Source organism: Lutibacter aestuarii (assembly GCF_042676885.1).
Classification (GTDB): Bacteria; Bacteroidota; Bacteroidia; order Flavobacteriales; family Flavobacteriaceae; genus Lutibacter; species Lutibacter aestuarii.
Map to the genome: position 1 here is coordinate 1 of NZ_JBHTIC010000007.1, position 23,003 is coordinate 23,003.

General features: G+C 30.3%; 12 protein-coding genes and 1 tRNA gene. 4 read left to right on the top strand and 9 right to left on the bottom strand.

All coding sequences use genetic code 11. The features are described from left to right. Nucleotides 1-57: 57 nt before the first annotated feature. A tRNA-Asn gene (locus ACFQZW_RS07160) sits at nt 58-131 on the bottom strand. Nucleotides 132-464: 333 nt separating this feature from the next. On the opposite strand from ACFQZW_RS07160, the gene ACFQZW_RS07165 reads away from it, so the two are divergent. The 4 genes from ACFQZW_RS07165 to ACFQZW_RS07180 all read left to right on the top strand — a co-directional run bounded on the left by ACFQZW_RS07165 (nt 465) and on the right by ACFQZW_RS07180 (nt 6,227). Then, entirely contained in the window at nt 465-3,197 is a 2,733-nt protein-coding gene (locus ACFQZW_RS07165; RefSeq protein ID WP_298287899.1) for a 2-oxoglutarate dehydrogenase E1 component, read from the top strand. 58 nt (nt 3,198-3,255) lie between these two features. After that, the gene (gene odhB / locus ACFQZW_RS07170; RefSeq protein WP_386782052.1) at nt 3,256-4,467 is read left to right on the top strand and encodes a 2-oxoglutarate dehydrogenase complex dihydrolipoyllysine-residue succinyltransferase; all 1,212 of its coding nucleotides are present in this window, start codon (nt 3,256-3,258) and stop codon (nt 4,465-4,467) included. Between the two features lie 131 nt (nt 4,468-4,598). Beyond that, the gene (locus tag ACFQZW_RS07175) at nt 4,599-5,330 is read left to right on the top strand and encodes a transporter (protein ID WP_386782053.1); all 732 of its coding nucleotides are present in this window, start codon (nt 4,599-4,601) and stop codon (nt 5,328-5,330) included. Nucleotides 5,331-5,489: 159 nt separating this feature from the next. Then, on the top strand, nt 5,490-6,227 hold the full coding sequence (locus tag ACFQZW_RS07180; RefSeq protein ID WP_386782054.1) for a transporter: 738 nt from the start codon (nt 5,490-5,492) through the stop codon (nt 6,225-6,227). Here ACFQZW_RS07180 and ACFQZW_RS07185 read toward each other — a convergent pair whose 3' ends face one another. The 8 genes from ACFQZW_RS07185 to ACFQZW_RS07220 all read right to left on the bottom strand — a co-directional run bounded on the left by ACFQZW_RS07185 (nt 6,228) and on the right by ACFQZW_RS07220 (nt 22,907). Next, nucleotides 6,228-6,680 (bottom strand): retropepsin-like aspartic protease, encoded by a 453-nt coding sequence (locus ACFQZW_RS07185; protein ID WP_298265840.1) that lies wholly within the window; start codon nt 6,678-6,680, stop codon nt 6,228-6,230. Nucleotides 6,681-6,687: 7 nt separating this feature from the next. Further along, entirely contained in the window at nt 6,688-9,372 is a 2,685-nt protein-coding gene (locus tag ACFQZW_RS07190) for a CHAT domain-containing protein (RefSeq protein ID WP_372801817.1), read from the bottom strand. 9 nt (nt 9,373-9,381) lie between these two features. After that, entirely contained in the window at nt 9,382-11,370 is a 1,989-nt protein-coding gene (locus ACFQZW_RS07195; protein WP_386782058.1) for a PKD domain-containing protein, read from the bottom strand. Between the two features lie 130 nt (nt 11,371-11,500). Then, nucleotides 11,501-12,220, bottom strand: coding sequence for an energy transducer TonB (locus ACFQZW_RS07200; RefSeq protein ID WP_298265834.1), 720 nt, complete (start codon nt 12,218-12,220; stop codon nt 11,501-11,503). A gap of 331 nt (nt 12,221-12,551) precedes the next feature. Then, entirely contained in the window at nt 12,552-12,932 is a 381-nt protein-coding gene (gene gcvH / locus ACFQZW_RS07205) for a glycine cleavage system protein GcvH (protein WP_298265832.1), read from the bottom strand. A gap of 30 nt (nt 12,933-12,962) precedes the next feature. Further along, nucleotides 12,963-20,006 (bottom strand): T9SS outer membrane translocon Sov/SprA, encoded by a 7,044-nt coding sequence (gene sov / locus ACFQZW_RS07210; protein ID WP_386782061.1) that lies wholly within the window; start codon nt 20,004-20,006, stop codon nt 12,963-12,965. A gap of 3 nt (nt 20,007-20,009) precedes the next feature. Then, the gene (ruvA, locus tag ACFQZW_RS07215; RefSeq protein WP_386782063.1) at nt 20,010-20,591 is read right to left on the bottom strand and encodes a Holliday junction branch migration protein RuvA; all 582 of its coding nucleotides are present in this window, start codon (nt 20,589-20,591) and stop codon (nt 20,010-20,012) included. A gap of 39 nt (nt 20,592-20,630) precedes the next feature. After that, entirely contained in the window at nt 20,631-22,907 is a 2,277-nt protein-coding gene (locus ACFQZW_RS07220) for an NADP-dependent malic enzyme (protein WP_298265826.1), read from the bottom strand. Nucleotides 22,908-23,003: the final 96 nt, after the last annotated feature.

The window sequence follows — 23,003 nt, forward strand, 5'->3', positions numbered from 1 at the left end:
CATAAATATGTTTAAACCATAAAAAAAGACCTACATTTTGTAGGTCTTTCTGTGTTGCTCCTCCTCTTGGGCTCGAACCAAGGACCCTCTGATTAACAGTCAGATGCTCTAACCAACTGAGCTAAGGAGGAATTTATTCTCTTTTGCGAGTGCAAATATACAAGCTTTTCTTCTTTTTGCAAGAAATTTTAAAAAAAATTACACTTTTTTTTAAGCTATTTTTTTACACCAATATAACTCCTTGAAAATAACTTATTTATTAAACACCACAAAGCATTAAAATTTTTACAAAGTTCTCATATAAACACTTAAAAAATGCTTACTTAAAACTACTTTAACAACAACTTTAGTTAAAATTTACAAATAATATAATTATTGCAAAATTAGCTTAATTAAAATGGTTGTTTTGGTAAAAGTTGTATTTTTGTTGCATTATAATAAAACATTGACTACTAACTAACAATATGGATAAATTTTCATTTTTAAATGCTGTTCATTCAGGGCATATTGCTGATGTATATGACCAGTATTTGATTAATCCTGATTCGGTTGAACCCAGCTGGCGAAGTTTTTTTCAAGGATACGACTTTGCCAACGAAAAATATACATTAAAAGACACTGAAAAAGAATTTGAAGTTCCTGAAAATGTATTAAAAGAATTTAAAGTAATAGACCTTATTAATGGCTATAGAACCCGAGGCCACCTATTCACCAAAACAAATCCTGTTCGTGAAAGAAGGAAATACACTCCTACACTAGCTATTGAAAACTTCGGTTTATCTGAAAAAGATTTGGATACTGTTTTTGATGCTGGGAATATTGTAGGTTCAGGTAAAAACACGCTTAAAGAAATTATTAAGCATTTAGAAACTATTTATTGTGATTCAATTGGAGTTGAATATATGTACATTCGAAATCCTAAAGAAATTAAATGGTTTCAAAAACAATTAAACCCAAATTCTAATCATCCTAATTATTCAGCAGAAGCAAAAAAATACATTCTTCAAAAATTAAATCAGGCCGTTACTTTCGAAAACTTTCTACAAACTAAATATGTTGGCCAAAAACGATTTTCTTTAGAAGGTGGTGAAGCCTTAATACCGGCTATTGGTGCAATTATTAGAAATGCTGCTGAAATCTACGATGTAGATGAATTTGTGCTTGGAATGGCTCATAGAGGGCGTTTAAATACTTTGACAAATATTTTCAGAAAACCTATTCGTGAATTATTTAGTGAATTTGAAGGGAAAGATTTTGAAGATGAAACTATTGATGGCGATGTAAAATACCATTTAGGATTAACCACCACTAAAACACTTAAAAATAATAAGGAACTTAAAATGAATTTAGTTCCTAACCCATCACATTTAGAAACTGTAGGCCCTTTAGTTGAAGGAATTTCTAGAGCAAAAATTGACAAAACCTACAACGGAAATAACTCCAAACTACTTCCTCTTATTGTTCATGGAGATGCCGCCATTTCAGGACAAGGATTGGTGTATGAAGTTACTCAAATGAGCCAATTAAATGGTTATACTACAGGAGGTACAATTCATATTGTTGTAAACAATCAAATTGGTTTTACCACTAATTATTTAGACGGTCGTTCAAGCACCTATTGTACAGATGTTGCAAAAGTAACACTATCACCCGTACTACATGTAAATGCTGATGATGTAGAAGCTGTTGTGCATGCTATAGAAATTGCATTAGCATTTAGAATGCAATTTAAACGTGATATTTTTATTGATTTATTAGGGTATAGAAAATATGGACATAACGAAGGTGACGAACCTCGTTTTACACAACCAAACTTATACAAAGCCATTTCTAAACATAGCAACCCTAGAGATATTTATGCCAAAAAATTAATCGCTGAAGGAGTTATAGATGCTAATTATTTAAACGAATCTATTGCCGAATTTAAAGATTTATTAGAAAAAGAATACCAACTTTCTAAAAAAGCTGAAACTTCTAAAGTACGAGAGTTTATGGAAGATACTTGGCAAGAATTTGCCAGAAAAGGTATTGAAGCCATGCTGATTTCAGAAAATACTTCGTATTCTAAAACAAAACTAAAAGAAATTGCTAAAGTTGTTTCAACGGTTCCAAATGGAGTTAAGTTTTTAAGAAAAGCAGAACGAATTTTACGCGATCGTAATAAAATGGTTTTTGAAACCGATCAAATTGATTGGGGAATGGGAGAAACCTTAGCTTACGGAAGTTTACTGCAAGAAGGTTTTGATGTTCGTATTTCTGGTCAAGATGTTGAACGTGGCACCTTTAGTCATCGACATGCTATTTTAAGAGATGAAATTTCAGAAGAACGCATCAATCTTTTAAACACCATTGATGATAAACAAGGACAAATGTATATCTACAATTCATTACTTTCAGAATACGGTGTTCTTGGTTTTGATTATGGGTATGCAATGGCAAACCCAAACACTTTAACTATTTGGGAAGCTCAATTTGGAGATTTTAGTAATGGTGCTCAAATTATATTTGATCAATATTTATCTGCTGCAGAAGATAAATGGAAACTTCAAAATGGAATTGTAGTTTTACTACCTCATGGGTATGAAGGTCAAGGCTCTGAACATTCATCGGCAAGAATGGAGCGTTTTTTACAATTATGCGCCATCGATAATATGATTGTTGCAGATTGTACAACTCCAGCCAATTTTTATCATTTGCTACGCCGTCAAATGAAACGTACGTACAGAAAACCTTTAATTGTTTTTACACCCAAAAGTTTATTACGTCATCCATTAGCGGTTTCTACTTTAGATGAATTTGCTAATGGTTCATTTCAAGAAGTTATTGACGATACCATAAATCCAGAAAGCGTAACAAAGTTAGTTTTTTGTACAGGAAAATTTTATTATGATTTGTTAGCTGAAAGAACTAATTTAGATAGAAAAGATATAGCCTTGGTTAGAATTGAGCAATTATTCCCATTGCACTTAGAAAAATTACAGCAAATAATTGACCAGTACCCTAATGTTAAAAACTACGTTTGGGCTCAAGAAGAACCAGAAAATATGGGAGCTTGGAGTTATATGTTACAACGTTTTAGATTGGTTCATTTAGAAGTTGCATCACAGCCTTTTTATGCAGTACCAGCTGCAGGCTCATCAGCAAGATTTAAAAGAAGACACCAACGTATTATTGACAAAGTATTTGAAACTAACTAATAAAATAATTTAAATTCTTTTCTTTTTGAAAAGATAAAAAAATCAAAATTACAGAAAGATGATTTTAGAAATGAAAGTTCCCTCTCCAGGAGAATCTATAACAGAAGTAGAAATTGCAACTTGGCTAGTTGAAGATGGAGATTATGTTGAAAAAGACCAACCAATTGCAGAAGTAGATTCTGATAAAGCAACACTCGAATTACCAGCTGAAGAAAGTGGAGTTATTACTTTAAAAGCTGAAGAAGGCGATGCCGTTGCAGTTGGCGCCATTGTGTGTTTAATTGATATGGATGCTAAAAAACCCGAAGGTAAATCAGAAGCTACTACCGAAGCATCAACACCTATACAAACTTCTAAAACAGAAGAAAAACCTACTGAACATCAACAAACTTATGCTAGTGGAAGCGCATCTCCTGCTGCCAAAAAAATATTGGCTGAAAAAGGGATTTCTGCTTCTGAAATAACTGGAACTGGAAAAGATGGTAGAATTACCAAGGATGATGCTGTAAAAGCAACTCCAAGCATGGGAACTCCAGCAGGAGGAACACGTGGTAGTGAACGTAAAAAATTATCAATGCTTCGTAGAAAAGTTGCAGAACGCCTAGTTTCAGTTAAAAATGATACTGCCATGCTTACTACTTTTAATGAAGTAGACATGAAACCTATTTTTGATTTACGTAAAGAATTTAAAGACGATTTTAAAGCAAAACACGGTGTAAGTTTAGGTTTTATGAGTTTCTTTACCCTTGCTGTTGTAAGAGCTTTAAAAATGTATCCTGATGTAAATTCTATGATTGATGGAGATTACAAAATAACTCATGATTTTCAAGATATTTCTATTGCCGTTTCAGGTCCTAAAGGGTTGATGGTTCCTGTGATAAGAAATGCTGAAAATTTAAGTTTTAGAGGCGTAGAAAGCGAAGTAAAACGTTTAGCTATTAGAGCTAGAGATGGACAAATTACTGTTGATGAAATGACAGGCGGAACTTTTACAATTACTAATGGTGGGGTTTTTGGTTCTATGTTATCAACCCCAATTATTAACCCTCCTCAAAGTGGTATTTTAGGAATGCACAATATTGTTGAAAGACCCGTTGCTGTAGATGGAGAAGTAGTTATAAGACCAATTATGTACGTTGCCCTATCTTACGACCATAGAATTATTGACGGTAGAGAATCTGTAGGTTTTTTAGTTGCTGTTAAAGAAGCCCTAGAAAACCCTATTGAAATTTTAATGGAGAACAATCCTAAAAAAGCTTTAGAGCTTTAAACCAATAATAAAAAACTTTTTTAAAGCCTAAGGAAAATTCCTTAGGCTTTTTTTATGAAGTGTGATAAAAATCATTTTTATTTAGACTTAATAAAAATAAATTTGTCTTGATTTTTTAACGTCCACTAAAAATGTATAAATTTATACTAAGCTTCATTATAAGTGTTTTATTTATAAATAGTTTAATTGCTCAAACAGTAGAACCCTCTTCCTCAATAGCAAAAAATTTATTGCAAATTGAATTAGAATCTCTATATACCATACAAAAAGAAAAATCTATTAAATTGGAATCAATAAGCATTCCAAGCGCATTATTTAGATTTGGTATTACGCGTCAATTAGAACTGCAATTAAATACTCCAATTATTAAAGAAAGGTTATGGGAAAATGACCACTTAATACACTCTTTAAATAAGTTTGATGATATTCAGGTTGGTTTTTCAATAAACTTATGGCAAGAAAAAAATTGGATTCCAGAAGCATCTTTAATGATTAGAGCAATACTTCCTACTGATTCAAAATTTGAAATACATAAAGTTGGCAAATTGTGCTCATTTAATTTAAGTAACACACTAACAAATAAACTTACTTTCAATTCTAATATTGGCTATGCTGAAAATACTGACAACTCAAAATCAGGTTTTTATATCGCAAATTTTACTTTTGAAGCCAGTTCTAAAATACATTTTTTTATCGAAAACTTTGGCGATTTTAATCATCAAAAATTAATTTCTCACAACTTAAATTTAGGAGGTGGATACAACTTTAATCAAAATTTTGTGGTAGATATATCTATCGCCAATGGAATTAACCATCATATGTTTTATGTTGGCGGAATTATTACATATGCTTTTGAGCTTTAATATTATTTTCAATATGATTTTACTATTTTTATAATATTTTTATTATATATATAATAATTTAAAAGCTGTGTATGATTTATTTTTTACATTATTGATAATTGTCATTCTTTTTAAAATTAGTTAAAATTAGCTTTGTCCTACAGTTATAATTACAATTTAATGAGAACATTTTCTTTTAATTTACTAATTATTACATCCTTATTTTTCCTGAAAACTAATGCGCAAACAATAATATATTCTAATATTGTTAATAAGGATATTTTTCAAGTTGAATTAGCTTCATTTCAAACTATTCAAAAAAATGAGTTAGAAAAATCAACATCATGGTCGTTGCCTAGCGCATTGTTTAGATATGGGTTTAATGAACGTGTTGAACTACAAATGGTTACTCCTTTCAACAGTGAATCTTCTTATTATAATAATGAATTAATTTCCTCCAATTTCCATATCAAAAAAATTCAATTAGGGACTGTGGTAAATATATTGGAAAGAAATAAAATTATTCCTGAAACTTCTTTCACATATAGGTCAATAATTCCTTTTAACGAAAATGATATCATTAAAAGAATGGCTCACTTGTTTTCAATAAACATGTCTAATAAGCTTTCTGAAAAAATTATTCTAAATTATAATTTTAGGTATTTTATTGGTTCAGATAAATCTAAGTCAACTCAATATGTTTCTAACCTTGGTTATAACTTAACTAACAAATTTCAACTATTTATAGAAAATAATGGTGTGATTGCCGAAAAAGAGTTAACTTCTAACTTAGTTGTGGGAGGTCTAAGTTATATTTTGTCAAATAACTTATTTATTAATATGCATTATGGTAAATGCCTAAAAAGAGACACACTTATGGTAGGCGGAATTCTTACTTGGAGATTTAAAACTGCTTAACTAGTATTTATAAACTAGCTTTTTTAAATATAAACTTTTTGTTTCATAATCAATTATAGCACTGCCTTTTTCTAAAATGTCGGCGCCAATTATACCATCTACGGCATCAGCATTATGTTCAGTTAAGGCTGTATTTACATGCGATAAATCAATCAATACTAAATTAAAACTATTGTAATTCCATTCTTTCAATTCAAGTTTATTTTTGGAAGATGTTTTAGTTTCCATACCTATAGCACCAGCACCAGCTGCTTTCGTTTCTGAATCTTGTAATTCCAAATGAAACTTATCAGCCAAATCTATTGAAACACATGAGTTTGAAGCACCTGTATCTAAGATAAACTTACCTTTTACTTTGTTTATTTTAGCTTTCAGTTCAAAATGATTTGTGTTAATCTTTTTAAGTTTAACCTTTGTGTACCCTTGTCTTAAAAGAAGATTCTTTAATTTCATTCATTGTTTATTTGGAGTCAAATCTACTCTTTTTTAAAAGAAAATATCCAATTGCAAATATAATTCCAATAAGTACTAACCATTCTATATAAAAAGTTTTCTTATCATCAACTATTGAATCTCCAAAATACACAAAACTTGCCCAATAATAAGGAGACTTTTTTAACGAAGATATTTCATCATTTTTTAAATATTCTAATTTAGCATTGTGTAAAGATGCTGATTTATTTTCTGATTTTTTATACTTTTTGTAAAAATCAGTCATTAATATTTCTGTTGCTTTATCGTTCACTTTCCATAAAGAAACTATCAAGCTTTTAACACCTGCATAAGAAAATGCCCGAGCCATACTTATAGCTCCTTCACCTCTTCGAAGTGTTCCCACTCCAGTTTCACAAGCACTTAAAACTAAGAGGTTTGTTTGTAAATTATATCCATAAATTTCTGGTAAATACAAGGTTTCATCATAAAATTCAATTGAAGGTGGCGAATAATTATCGCCAGCTAATGCATGAGTAGATAAATGAACTATTGGATACAAATGACTATTTTGAAGAAAATTATTTTTTGTAGCGTTAGATTTTATAAAAAAATCACCATTTATAACATTTTTAATATTACTTGCTTCTTTTAAGGTAAAATCAAGTTCCGTTAACCCTCTATAATTATGTTCAAAAATGGGGAAAAATCCGAGTATTTTATCATTTGTAAACTTATCAGCTGTCTTTAAATTTTGCAGTGCGATTTTTGCAGAATATGAATAATTTATTGTGGTTGATTTAATTAAATATGGTAGTGAACCAAAATTTACATCCTCAGTTTCTTTAGTCAGTAGCGCATCAAATGGAATAAATGAAAGCAGCCCATCAGGAATTAAAATAACATTTTTATATGGTTCAGCCTTAAAAAATTTACGAAACAATTGGTATCCCAATAATTTATACTGCTGAATATTATTTTGAAGTTTTACACCTCTGCTATCTTCAAAAAAACTTAAAAAGTGATTGATTTCATTTATTAGTTTTTCACTTTTTGGTATCGTATGTAGTTTTATAGGTTCATTTTTTGAAATACTAAATACGTAAATATTATTTGTACCATCGAAAAACTCTATAATTAGTTCATTGTTTTTAATCAATTTTTCTTTAAGTTCTATCAATAGTGTTTCATCATTATTTTGAGTACTTAAGTTTGGGTATTTTATACGTATTTGCTCTTTAATTAATTGTAATTCGTTAAACGCCTCATCTCTTTTTAATGTTAATTTTGAAAGCTCATTGATGTTTGCATTTTCTCCTTTCAGTTCCTCTAAAGCAATACTTTTATTTAATTGTGCTTTTTCAAATAAGGTGTTTTTTTCTTTAATGAATATGCTATCATTTTTTAGCAACGTTTTTTCCATAGCCAATTCTTTGGCCTCCAACAACACAGCAGATTTTGTTTTTTCAGCAAATTCAAATGCCTTTTCAATCCATTTTACTTCATTAGTTTCAATATATAATTTATTACACAGCTCTATACACTTTTCACTTCTATCCCTATTCTCTTGTTGCTGCAATAGTTTCGAGTTTTGTGTTAAATAAGTTGCTCTGAGCTCATTTTCAATTAAAAAAGCCAATTCATAGTTTTTAATAGCACTTTCATAATCTCCAATTTCACTAAAAATAATTGATCTCGCATCAAATGCTTCTTTTAATGTGTTTTCAGGATAAAAGAAACTTGTATTAGGGTTTTTAGGAGAGTATTTAGGCAACAAAATGCTTATGGATTGTTGATACCAAAACAGTGACTGATCATAATTATTTTGCCTTTTATAAACCTCAGCAATTTGGAGCATTACTTTTGCTACTTCTCTATCATTTTTCCCAAAAATAGTTTTAGCATTCTTAAATCCTTTCTCAAAATGATGCAAAGCTTTATCTAATTTATTTTTTTCAAAAAAATAGCGTCCTAAAGTGGTTTCATTTTTAACTGTTATTTTTAAATCGTTCTCAACATTTAATTTACTCGACAAACTCACATATTTTTCAGCATTTTTTAAGTCATTTATCAGTAAATAATTGATGGCTATATTTGAATAAATGAAAGATTTACTTTGTTTGGAGTTTGTTAGTTCTAATGCTAAATCTAAATATTTATTAGCCTTAAAAATCTCTCCTTTAGTTCTTAATACTATAGATAAGTTTGAATATCCTGAAACTAGATGCTTTTTATTTTTGTTTTTTTGAGCTTGTTCTATATATATTTTTAAAATATCTTCAGCCCTATCGGCATCACCTAATCTAGTATAATTATTTGCTAAAGGTTTTAAACAATATTCAACAATATCGTAATTTGGAATTTTATTTTTTTTATAACAGTTATAGGCTTTTTCGTAGTGTATTACCGATTCATTAATAAATCCCATCTTTTTTAGGTAATACGCATAATTAACATAATAATACAATAAAGCTGTGGCTTCAATTGTAGTTTTTGGATTTCTCCATAAACTATTTTCAACAGTTTTTAGAATGTTTAAATTTTCTGTGGTTGGTTTCTTCACAAATTCATCTAAATGTGCATAAATGTATTCGGAAAAATTATTCTGTTGTTTTAAGGAGTCTTTTAAAATCTTAAAGTAATCTGTTGAAGTTTGAGCAACCGTAAGAAATGAAATCAATATTAAGCTTAAAAACATCCATTTTTTTAACATAATTTGCGTTTATATTTTCCAAATTGCATAAAAATGAAGCTGTTTTTTAGGTTCTTGAAAGTTATAGATATAACGAAATCCTAAACTAGGTCCAATCCTAGAAGCTCCTACCGTAATATCTCCAAATATGCCATAATTAATATTTGTAAATGAATTGTTAGTTTTATCAATTGTTGTTTTATTTAAAGCCTCAATAGGATCCCCAATTCGTTTATTATAAAAAGTATAATAATTAGACTTTGTTGTGCTTGTAACTTCGTTATTTATATCAAAAGAAATTTGTGTACCAACACCTAAACCTATTATTCCGTTTAAATTATATCTAAAAGAAATAGGTACAATATCAACGTTTAACAATGCTATTTCAATGGCTTTTTCATCTATTCTAATTGCACTATCTATTATAGTTCCATCAGGTAAATCAACAATCCCTAGCTCCTGATTTGAATTAGTAACATCAGAAAACTTCATTGAATTAACCATCAATTCGGCTTGCAAATACTTTTTATATGATTTGTAGGGTGAAATAGTAGCTCCTAAAAAATAAGATTCAGAATTGTTTAAATCTGGGAAACTATTATAACCTGCTTTAACTCCAATTGAAATTCCAGGAGAAAACCTTGAAGTAGATGCATTGGTAATAATTGGTTCATTTTTATCAAAAATAATGGCCGTTCTACTTTTAGATTTTTGTTTGTGAAAATTCTTTCCAAATTTCATTGAATACTTCACAAACCCTTTTGTTGAATCTTTATCATGCACTCCTTTTTGAGCTGTTCCAGGCAAGTAAATGTTTTTAAATTGAAATGAAATTTTATCTTTAGAAATAATTGTATCCAAACAACTGTATTGCACCTCTTCTTCTGGACAAATAGGGCACTTTGGGTACATATCAATAACTTTTAATGAGGATTTATCTAACATTTCAGGAACATCTACATTTAACTTTATTAAACGAGCTGGTCCTTCTCCATCATTTTGAAAACGAACTTTATATTTTAATCTCTTAAACCTAACCAATCTATAATTTAAACGTGTATCATAAACTGCCATTTTATTTGGATCGTGTGAAGTTACAATCTCCATTTCTTTAGTTAGTACTTTATGTGAGTCATTTCCTCTTTCAGGAATGTAGATACTTCTAATTGTAATAACAGCACTTGTATCTTTTAACATTTCAGGGGTAGTTTTAAAGGTAAAAAACATATTGCGTTCTTCGTTTGACTCTAGATTGTCAAAATCATACACTTTAAAATCTTGATAATATGCTTTAGCTTCTTCTAAAGTTAAGGGTAAATTTTGCTTTAAAGTATCTACAACCATTAATTTTTCATCAATAAATGTTGTGATTCCTGTAGTTTGGATTAGCTCTTTTTTTGAAGTATAATTTGAAGCAATATTTTCTTCAGAAACTTCTTGTTCATTATGATGCAATCTAACATCAACTAAATCAAAGTTTTTATCCTTATATTTTTTCTCATTAAAAAAAAGATAAATTTTCCCATTTGTTGGAAACGGGTTTTCATTACCATAACTAAGTATCATTTGCATTTCCTCTTCAGGAATTGGGTCTCGGTTAGTTTGCAATCTAAAACCTCCATAAGCACTTATCAAATGATGACTTTCATTTTGAATAATTTCTGAAGCAGTGTTATTAAATGTTATTTCTTTTGGACGTGTTGTTGGTGGTTTTCCATCATCATAATTATTAGTTACTGAAAGTTTTACTTTATAAGTTCCTTTCGTTTTATATGTATGATTTGGGTTTTCTTGAAAACTATAATCACCGTCCCCAAACTCCCAATAATACGTGTAAAAAGCTTTAGGTGCTCCGGCTATTTGATTAAGTTCTGGTGTTTCTGGATTGAACGACACCTTATTTCCATTAACAGAATAAATAATTTCAGCTGATCTAGTAATTGTATCCTTAACTATTATAGATTGGGAGGTAATTTGATCAACTACTAAAAAAAAACAAAGAATTAAAACATTTTTCATATCAACAGCTTTTAAACAAATATAAAAAAAGAATTTTAATACGTTTTGTTTACTTTTTGCAATAATTCAGAATAAAAAAAGCCATCTTTTAAAGATGGCTTTTAATTTATAACTTTAGTTATTATAGCAACTATTCAACTTTAAATGCAATTGGTAAACTGTATTTAACACCTACCGGACGTCCTCTCTGTTTACCAGGAATCATTTTTGGTAAAGATTTTACTACTCTAATAGCTTCATCTCTTAATCTATTATGAGGTGCACGCGCCATTACATCAGTAATATTACCATTTTTATCAATTTTAAACATCACAAAAATCTTTTTAACTCCTGGAGCCAAACCTAAATCGGATGCTAAATCAGAGTTAAACTTTCTATTTACGTGTTTTGTGATTTTATCCTGTAAACAAGCCTTTAATTCTGCTTTAGAACCCTTACAACCTGGATAAATAGGCACATCTTCAATAATTGCAAAAGGCACATCTTCCATTACTTCTTCTTCCTCCTCAACCTCAATAATTTCTTCTACTTCAATAGCTTCATCTTCATCTGTTTCTGTAGATTCAATTACAGTTTCTTCTACTTCTACTTCATCTTCAACAACTTCGATTTTATCTGGTGTTGGTGGCGGAGGAGTTTTTGGCTCTGGTGGTTTAACTTGCTCTATCTCTATTGTTTGTTCTTCATCATCCATGTTTAAAACCACTGGTCCTAAATCACCAATAACTCTATCATATGTCTTTTTTTCAATAGCTAAGTACACTATCAAAAGTGCTAAAACTAAACCTAACTGCATAAATATCTTGGTATAGTTTTCTAGATTTGCTTTTGGATTCTTTTTAATCTGCATCTGTGAAAATTTTTATAGTTCGCTAATTTAATAATTTTAAAACAACTTATGCAAGTAATTTTTTTTTATTACATTATTTTTTTTGTAAAACACTGTTAAAATTACCAACACAGCTATAGCGCTTACTAGAATGAAAAAAATAATACTCAATTTCATTCATTATCTAGTAGTTTTTCTCATTAAAAACTTCAATAACTATGCCATAATAAGTAGTTGAGAACTATTACCTAACACAAATAGCCCAATGTATTTTTAGTTAACTTATACATTGGACTATTAAATTTTCTAAGTAAAAAAGACCTTAGATGATAACTGTTTTTAAAAAGTAAAATTACCCTCCTATCAACTCTTTGTATGCTTCCGGTGATAATAATTCATCAATTTGTGAAGCATCTGAAATAGCTACCTTTATCATCCATCCATCTCCATAAGGATCTGCATTAACTTTTTCTGGTTCATCTTCTAATGTTTCGTTAAATTCTGTAACTTCTCCCGATAATGGCATAAACAAATCAGATACTGTTTTAACGGCCTCAACTGAGCCAAAAACTTCATCTTTATCAATAGTTTCATCAACAGTATCTACGTCTACGTAAACAATGTCTCCTAACTCACTTTGCGCAAAGTGTGTTATACCAATTATTGCTGTGTCACCTTCAATTTTAACCCACTCGTGATCTTTAGTGTATTTTAAATCTGCTGGAATATTCATTTTTTTGTTTATTATAATTATTTATTTTTATTAATTTCCTAAAACATATCTAACACTTAACCCAGCGCTAACTGATTGCCTAGGAAAAGTTGTTGAAATTGCGTAACGTGATGAACTTTGATCAAAATAAAAAGAAGCCGTTAAATTTTGATTGATTGCATAATCTGCAAAAAATTTCACCGACAATAGTTTTTGCCCTCCTGTTACTTGGTTATTATCTTCATCAATTGCTCTAATCACTGTTTCATTATCTCTTAAAGAAATATCTGCCCTCAAATCTAAATCTCCTTTTAGTTTGGTTAATTTACCTCCAAATCTAAATTTCATTGCTAAATCTTTAACTCTATATCCTAAACCTACAATATATTCCATTCCTTTAATTTGAGTTATTGTATTGTTATTAAAGTTCAAAGTTAAGGCTCTATCTTTATTTATTCGACCGGTGAAAGATACGGAATTTTTCATTTTCATGTCTACTTTTACCAAAGGAGAAAATTCTTCTGTTAAATTTACATTGGTAAAAAGGGTTTTATTATAATAATTTCCAGCAATATCTGTCTCGGCATAAGGGTTAGACGCATTGTATTCTAAATTATTACTAAAATTGGTAATAGAGTATAACGAATTATAACTATGTGATACTGAAAAGCTTCTAAAATGTTTTTTAAACCACTTCATTCTCATAAAACCTTTATAAGTTAACTGCCAACCTGGAATTGGAACATCTCTAAATGCAGTTAAATTTACACTATTTGCATCTTTTCCTGAATAAGCAGCCATAAACGCTGGTAAAGAAACTTGTTGACTAGTTACTCCAAAACCTGAAATAGGCTGCCCTGTTTTAGTTGCAAGACGCTGTGCAATTATTGCTCTATTTGCCTTAAATTCTTCAAAATTTTCATCACTATTTTTAAAAGCAGTTTTTAGCATATTATGGCTAACGCTAAAGTTTCCATATTTTGAGATGGGAGAATTAGAGCTTAAGACATTGTTAACTACGTCAATTTGTTGAGCTGTTTGTTTTGTGTATGTTTTATTTCCTCTTAACTCAATATCTAAATCTCTAAAAGGCTCTAAATCAATGATTAAATCCAGCTTATTATAATGCGTTTGCGAGTACGTTTTGTTATAATATGGATCATCTTCATTTCTAGATAACAACCAACCATTTTCAATTGCTTTTTGTCTGATATCTATTTGACTACCAAAAACAAATCCTAAGGTTGGGGCTAAACTTCCACTAAAATTATCTCGTCCTAAAAAGCCAATTTCTGGAACATATCCAGGTAAGTAAGTACCATTGTTTTCAGAATAATTAATTTTAGCTGTTTTAACAGACGTTAATAAATTATAAAAGGTTTTACCTACTTCGGCACCAAATGATGTATTCTTTTTCTTATTTGACTTTGGTAATGCAATTGGTGCATTATTAGTAGTAGTGTTCTTTTTGTCTTCCTTTTTATTTAATAGTTTATCTACTCCAATTGTTTTATAAAGTTTTGTAAAATCTACATCAAACCCCAAGGCATGGGTGTTAGCATTTTGAATGACATTACCCACTTTTTCAATATATGATTGCGAAGAAGCTTGCCAATCAAAATCAGCTGTATAAGCATAATTTGCATTAATAAAATCTAAGTAAGGAATTTTATTAATAGGAATTTTATAGGTTCCGTTCAATGTTTGATGGTAATGATCTGGTCTTCCCATTGTAAAGAAGTTATCAAACAATTTCACTTCATCTGAAGCATTAAAATCATCGTAAATATAGTTGTTGGAAGCTCTAAAATTAAATTGAAGCGATTTGGTTAAATTATAACCAATATTATAATCCCAATCAAACATAAAATGACGCTGTTTTAATGTTGGTAATTGTGGTAAACCTTCTATTAAACTTCTTGATAATTGTTCATTATATCTTCTAATAATATTTGAATTTATTGAAATGGTTGAAGGCAATAAATTCACATTAAAATCTTTAATTAATTTTAAAAAGCGACTATTTAAGACACCTAAATTTTTAAATGGTTCAATTTCTAATGGCTGAAAACTATAATTGTAATTTGCTGAAGCACGTACATTTTGATCTACAAATTTTTCAACATTATAATCGCGGTGATAGGTTTCATTATACGCATAAGAAAGTGATAAATTTTCTACATTGTAAAAACGTTGCTTTTTTTCAGACTCTGGATTAAATTCTTTACGTACATTAATTAAACTTATACTTCTTCTTTTGGTATAATCTTGTGCTTTATCACTATTAAGATTTACCTCTTTTGCTTCATCAAATAATACATCTTGGTATTGTGGATCGTATTTAGGATCTCTAACCTCTTCAGAAATACTATAATTTAAAGGTAATTTTACACCCCAACTTTTTGGAAGCAGCTTACCAACATTTACATTGGTCACTAAATCGTATAATTTTGTATCTTCTTGACTTCTTTCATTAACACGCTGCTCTATACCTCCAAAGCCTTGGGTTTCCATTCTTCCAGTTACTGCAACATCAGCAAAATCAGCAAAGTTGGCATCGGCACTAACAATAGCCGCCCAACCTCCTTCATTATCAAATTCAGAAACGCGCATTTCGTTAAACCAAACTTCTGCACTTTGATTGGTATTACTAACGTTTTTAACACCCAACATAATTGTTTTTATATTGGCTAAATTTGGATTTCCTTTTACACGAATATCATATCCTTCTAAACCTTCTATTGGTGAAGGTGTATTTATTGCAGGGTATAGCTCATTAGGAGCAACACCAGCATCAAATCTTAATAATTTAAGTTTCCCTAAATATTCTAAAAATACATCTAAGTTATTTTCTTCAGGCCAAATTTCAATTGGTGTACTTACACCATAGTCTGAAATTTTTAATAATTTTTCTAATTGATAATAATTATCGTTTAAATCACTTCCAATTCTAATAATGGCTTTAATTTCATCATCTTGAACCTGTGTTTTGGTTTGAACGCCTTCTGCGTGTAAAAACAATTTTAATTTCTTGTACATTCTTAAATCAACCCTAACATTTTTAAAAATAGCACGAGTTTCATCAGGTTCTAAATCTGATACTTTAATTGATAATGATTGCTCATTTTGTTTTTGCAAAGTGGTGTTTCCTCTTAAAACTTCTCTTTTAATTCCTGGAGGTAACACATAAGGTATTGGAGTTCTGTCTTCATTTTCTTGAATATTAACAACTCCTACTTCAAAATTTTGTAATTGTTGGTTGGTTAAATCTTGTGGTGGTATATTGGTATCTTCTAAAGTTTTTGTAAAACGTCTCCAATCTCCTCTTACTAATTGTAATTCTCCAAAACGCAATACTATTGGCATTTTAAATTTGGTTAAAAACATCCTCATAAAACGAATTGAGTTGAAACCCGTAATATCATTCACTACCTCATCTGGTGAACTCACCTGAATTCTAAATTGCAACCATCTAAATTCTTTTTCACTTCCATCCTCTAAAGTAACTTTCACTCTTTTTTCATCTACAATGTTATTTTGACCAACTACTAAATCATTTTTATTTAATGAAACTTTATATTGGTAATAACTCTCAACAGAGTTCATTGTTTGGTCTTTATTAATGTCTTCGGTATCAGGAAATGTAGTTGCTGATGTTGGATAATTTTCTGGAGATAAATTATTGGTTGGAGAGTTTCCTTGTGTGTTGTTAAATTGTTTATATCTATTGATTATTGAGGCATCAATATTATCATATTCTGAACTTCTAAAATAGCGGTAATTATCGTTTGCTGGATCTGATCCAAAACTAGTTCCAAATAATTGAATTTCTTCTTCATCATTTAAACCATCTAAACCAACATCTTGATTTAATCTTTCATTGTCACTATCGCTAAAAGCGTATAATAATGATTGGTTGGTTGGTATTTTTCCCCAAATAGTTTGATCTGTATTATTAGTGCTTAACGGATTTTCTGGCAATCCATTTTCATACATTTTTCTTCCATCTTTCAATACATCTTCAGAGATATTACCTAAATTAAAATACAATTCTCCTACCTGATTTGAAATATTGTTTGGATTAATTCCTACTGGTAATCCTTCTTCTTGAGTAATTGAATAATGGTCGTAAGGATCCATTAACCAAAACTGAATATATTCAACATTAGATTGTTCAAAATTAGTAGTTGTTAGCGCTCTTGTAATACCTGCCCATCTATCTTCTGGATTTGTAAATTTTCCATCAGCCCCAACATTATTAGTGTCAAAATTATAACTTCCTCGTTCATTAGGAAAATAAGCTAAATCCAACGTTCTAACAATTGTAGATTGCGTTAAGTCTAAATCTTGTTCAGGAAATAATTCTTCATATCTAATTCTTCGAACTTCGGCTCTGGATAGCTCCGTATTATCAATTCCTCCAGGTTTTAAAGAAGATCCTCCATAAAATAAAGGATCAATAATATACCATGCTAATTTGGCTCTTTTATAGCCATAACTTAAATCTGAAGCATTTCCTCCTAAGTCAAATTGTGTTTGGTATTGAGGGGTACTTGCTAAATGCCATTGTTGGATAGATTTAATTTCTAAAGGTATTTGAGAACCTTCAAAATCATCAACATAAGAAGTGGCTTCTCCTTCTAATTCGATTCTTTTAGGTGATCCTGGTTTTAAATAAGCAAAGTCTCCTCTAATTGAAAAATTAGAAGCAACATCTGTATCTACATTTGGTAGTTTATTTACCCATTTAGTGAATTTTGGCACTTCGGTTCCATAACTCGCATTTACACCAAAAATTGTATTGTTTATAGGTTCTTGCCCAAATAATGCCTTTTGGGTGATTGGTTTTTCATTTAAATTTAAAAAAGTAGCCCCTGCAATAAATTTATCAGAAAATTTATGTTCAATATCCACACCAAAAAAACGTTTGTTTTGAAGGTTGAATGCTGAATTATTTTCAACAGAAACTTGAATAGGTGCGTTTGAAGCTTCTAAACTTGGGTTTATAATTTGAACTCTAGCCATCTGATAATCAACTACATAATCAACACCCTCTACCAGTTCTCTACCGCCACTAGTAACTCTAACTGAACCTTGTGGAACATTTAAGGCTGGTAACCTAATTCCTTCTGCGCTTTCAGATTTTAAATATCCTTTAAGCAAATATTTATCTTTTTGTTGAAAGTTGTTTTTAGCTTCAGATTGTGTTATTTCATACAATTCGTTAAAAATGAATGCAGCATCGGCAACATCTGTTAATTTTGTTTCTAAATCCCTACCGAAAGGTTCAACTGTTGGAAAAATAATTAATCCTTTTTCTGAATTAATAGTAGCTCCTTCTACATAATCAAAATACCCATCTCCTTCAGGAACATAAAACTGACTTTGGTCTAACCTATCAACATCTAATAAATTTAATAAGGTTTTATCTGCTATACCTGTAGTTTGAGCGTTTTGTAAAATATTAATTGGCACTCCTGTTTGATCATCTTCATATAATAGCTCTAACCTAAATCCTTCAGGTTGCATTCTATACGTTTGAAGCGAATAAACATTTTTCATCATCAAATTCCACATAGGAATTTCTGTGCTTATAATTTCACTTCGCAGTAGCTTTACAACAATATTTTCAGGTGCTACTATTCCATCACTTGTAAACTCACCAACTTTATAGACGTTAGCATCTCCACTAATTGTGTATTCAAAAGAAACCGCTAACACATCTGAGTCGGTTAGCCTTCTATTTAATGAAATAAATCCTAATTGAGGATGTAAGGTAAATTCATCTGGTCTTAATTTTATTGCATTTTCTAGCACCGAATAATCACGCCCTTGTTGCATAGAAAATGGAGCTAAACCATTGCCAACTGTAGAAATATTACGGACTGGATTTGTAGTAGTTAATATGGCAGAAATGTTATTTGCATCATTTGAAGGCAAGGTTACTCCTGGAGTTGGTGTTACGTTGGCAGGGCCAATATTATCTGGATCCCCTTCACCAATATCAGCTAAAGCTACAATGTTTCTAATATCAACAGTAGTGGCATTTCTGTTTGTTACCCAAACTTCAATTTTAGTAATATTGATAGGACTATTTATTAATGGGTAATCTTTTAAAGCTGTATTGTAATTATCTCTAAAATATTGTGATAAAAAGAAATGTCTATTTTCATCATAATCGGTTGCTTGCAACTCAAACTCTTGAATGGTAGAGCCTCCTTGAGCTGCTACAGATTTCGTTTGTGATTTTTGTTCAGCAAAAACACCTGTAATTGTTGTTTTTCCAAATTGTAACTGGGTTTTTACACCAAATAAACTTTGCGCACCAACAATTAATGAATTTTTTAAAGGCATACTTACATTACCTACTTCTATTTTTTGAAGGATATCATCTTCTGTTGGTGTATATTCTAATTTTATTTGATTTTGAAAATTAAAAGTAGACTGGGTATCATATTGTGCAGCAACTTTTAAACGTGTCCCAATTTTTGCTAAAATACTCGCGCTTATTTCTTGATTAAAATCGAACGTAAAACTACTTCTATTACGCTCTGAAAGTTGAGGATTGTCTACCTTTTGATACAAGGCACCCATTTTTATTAAAACAGAACCTTGAGGATTCACTTCAATGGTATTGCCACCAAAAACTGATTGAAAAAAATCTGATTTTATATAATACGTTGGCAATAAGTTTTTTTGCGCCTCTTCACTTCCAATTTTTTTGCTATTTGTAGCACTTATTTTCTCTTTATAATATTGTAACATATCCTTTTTCAGTTTATACTTTTTGTACTCTTCTTGAGACATATAAACTGGACGTTTCATATAATAATCACCTACTTTTTCAATAATTATATATTTCTTTAATTCTGCATCATATATAATTTCAGATTTTGCAGGATCGTTTAAAAATAAACTTCCCTCTTGATTATTTTTAAAAGGGTATTTTAGTTTAATTGAGTCTTTTTCTTTAGCAACCTTTAACGAGTCTTTTGATTGTGTAACTGGAACAGTTTGTGCATTTACTGCCACTTGAAAAAGCAACAATAAAAAAAACAAAATATATGGTTTGAATATTAATTGTAGTTTCTTCAAATCTTATAAATTTTTGAGTGCTTTTTTAATTAGAACTTCAACACTCATAGTTTGGTCTTCTATTAAAATTTTATCGATAACTTTCTCTGCTTGTTTTTTAGCAAATCCCAATACCTCTAAAGCTGATAACGCTTCATTTTTATTGGTATTGTTTTGAGTAACAGAAACTTCGTCAACAATATATGTTTTAGAGATTTTATCTTTTAAATCAACCAACAAACGTTGAGCAGTTTTAGCTCCAATTCCTTTAACAGATTGAATAACTCCTACATTTCCAGAAGCAATAGCTTGTTGAATTTCATCAGTAGTCATTGAGGATAACATTGTACGTGCTATACTTGGACCTACACCTGATACAGAAATAAGTAACCTAAAAATTTCTCGCTCTATTTTTGAAATAAAACCATACAATGTATGGGAATCTTCTTTTATAGCTAAATGCGTGTATAAAAAAGCAGATTCGTTATCGGGTAGCAGTGAAAAAGTATTTAATGAAATATTTAACCAATAACCAACCCCACTAGCTTCAATCACAGCATATGTGGGATTTTTTTCAATTAATTTACCTCTTATATGGGTTATCATATGTATCTTTTTCTTTTAACAATCAAATGTAATAAAATATTATTTATGTTTTTGTTTTTCCTGCGCATGCACAATTGCTACGCAAGCAATATTAACTATTTCATCTACACTGGCTCCTAATTGAATGATATGCACAGGTTTCTTTAACCCCATAATTATTGGCCCAATAGAATCAATTTTATTAAACTCTTTCATTAATTTATAACCAATATTTGCGGATTCTAAATTAGGAAATATTAAGCCATTTACTTTTTTACCATTTAATTTTGAAAATGGAAATTTTTCCTTTAACAACTTAGGGTTTAAAGCAAAATCAGCTTGTAATTCTCCATCAATAACTACATCAGGATATTTTTCATGCATAAGTTCAACTGCTTTTGAAATTTTATCAGCAATTTTAGTGTCGGATGAGCCAAAATTAGAATACGACAACATAGCAATGGTAGGTTCAAAACCAAACATTTTCATTCCTACACTTGTCATGTAAGCTATATTAGCCAATTCTTCTGAAGAAGGGTCAATGTTGATTGCTGTATCAGAGAAAAAAATAGGTCCACGTGAAGTAAGCATAATATTGGTGGCTGCAATTTTACTAACTCCCTTTTGTTTTCCAATCAATTCAAGCATAGGTTTTACAACAGTTGGGTAACTTCTAGAATATCCTGTAACTAAAGCATCCGCTTCACCTTCATTAACCATCATTGCGGCGAAATAGTTACGTTCACGCATCCATTTTTGAGCATCTAATAGTGTGATTCCATTACGTTGGCGTTTTTCCCAATATACTTGGGCATATTTATTTCTTCGTTCTTTTTCTTCATTAGACTTAGGGTCAATTATTGGAAGCTCTGCATCAAAATTAATTTCTTCCATTAATTCCTGAATAATTTCTTTGTTTCCTAATAAAATTGGTTTCCCAATACCTTCATCAAAAATAATTTGAGCAGCCTTTAAAACATCTAAATGATCAGCTTCTGCAAAAACAATTGATTTTGGATCTGATTTTGCTTTGGTCATAATCATTCTCATCAACTTACTTCCTGTACCTAATCGTTCTGCTAAGGTTTCTTTATAAGTTTCCCAATCGATAATTGGTTCTTTGGCTACTCCTGATTCTATGGCGGCTTTGGCTACAGCAGGAGGTACTTCTGTAATTAATCTATGATCAAAAGGTTTAGGGATGATATATTCTCTACCAAATTGAATATTTGTTTCTCCGTAAGTAATATTTACTTGTTCTGGAACAGATTCTTTAGCAAGATTTGCCAAAGCATGTACTGCTGCCATTTTCATTTCTTCATTTATTTTTGAAGCTCTTACATCTAAAGCTCCTCTAAAAATAAAAGGGAACCCTAAAACATTATTTACTTGATTAGGATGATCTGATCGCCCTGTTGCCATAATCACATCTTTTCTAGTTTTAACTGCTAAATTATAGGCAATTTCTGGAGTTGGATTAGCCATCGCAAAAACGATTGGATCTTTTGCCATTGACTTTAACATTTTAGGAGTTACCACATCTCCAATAGAAAGACCAATAAATACATCTGCATTGACCATGGCATCTTCAAGTGTATTTAAATTTTTGGCAGTTGCAAATTCCTGCTTTTGTGGAGATAAATTTTCAGCACCTGCTTTGATAACCCCTTTACTATCGCACATGACTACATTTTCTTTTTTAGCACCTAATGCCAAATACAATCTTGTACAAGAAATTGCAGCTGCACCTGCTCCATTCACAACTATTTGTACTTTTGAAATGTCTTTTCCTGTAATTTCAATAGCATTTTTTAATGCCGCAGCTGATATAATTGCAGTTCCATGCTGATCGTCATGCATTACAGGAATGTCTAACTCTTCTTTTAATCTTCTTTCAATTTCAAAAGCTTCTGGAGCTTTGATATCTTCTAAATTAATTCCTCCAAAAGTTGGTGCTATATTTTTAACTGTTTCAATAAATTTGTCAACATCTTTGGTGTTTACTTCAATATCAAACACATCAATATCTGCAAAAATTTTAAATAACAACCCTTTTCCTTCCATCACAGGTTTGGATGCTTCGGGTCCAATATCTCCTAATCCTAAAACAGCTGTACCATTAGATATTACAGCCACTAAATTTCCTTTTGCAGTATATTTATAAACGTTATTTACATCTTTTTCAATTTCTAAACAAGGTTCTGCAACACCTGGCGAATACGCTAAAGACAAATCTCTTTGTGTTGCATATTTTTTGGTTGGAACCACTTGAATTTTACCTGGAGTTGGTTTTGCGTGATATAATAAAGCCTCTCTCCTTGTTCTTGATTTACTCATAAAAATTGTTTCTTAAATGAACTTACAAAGATACAGTTTTATATAATTGTATTTTGCTATAAAAATTTGAAATACTTTGATTTGTTATTAAAATAG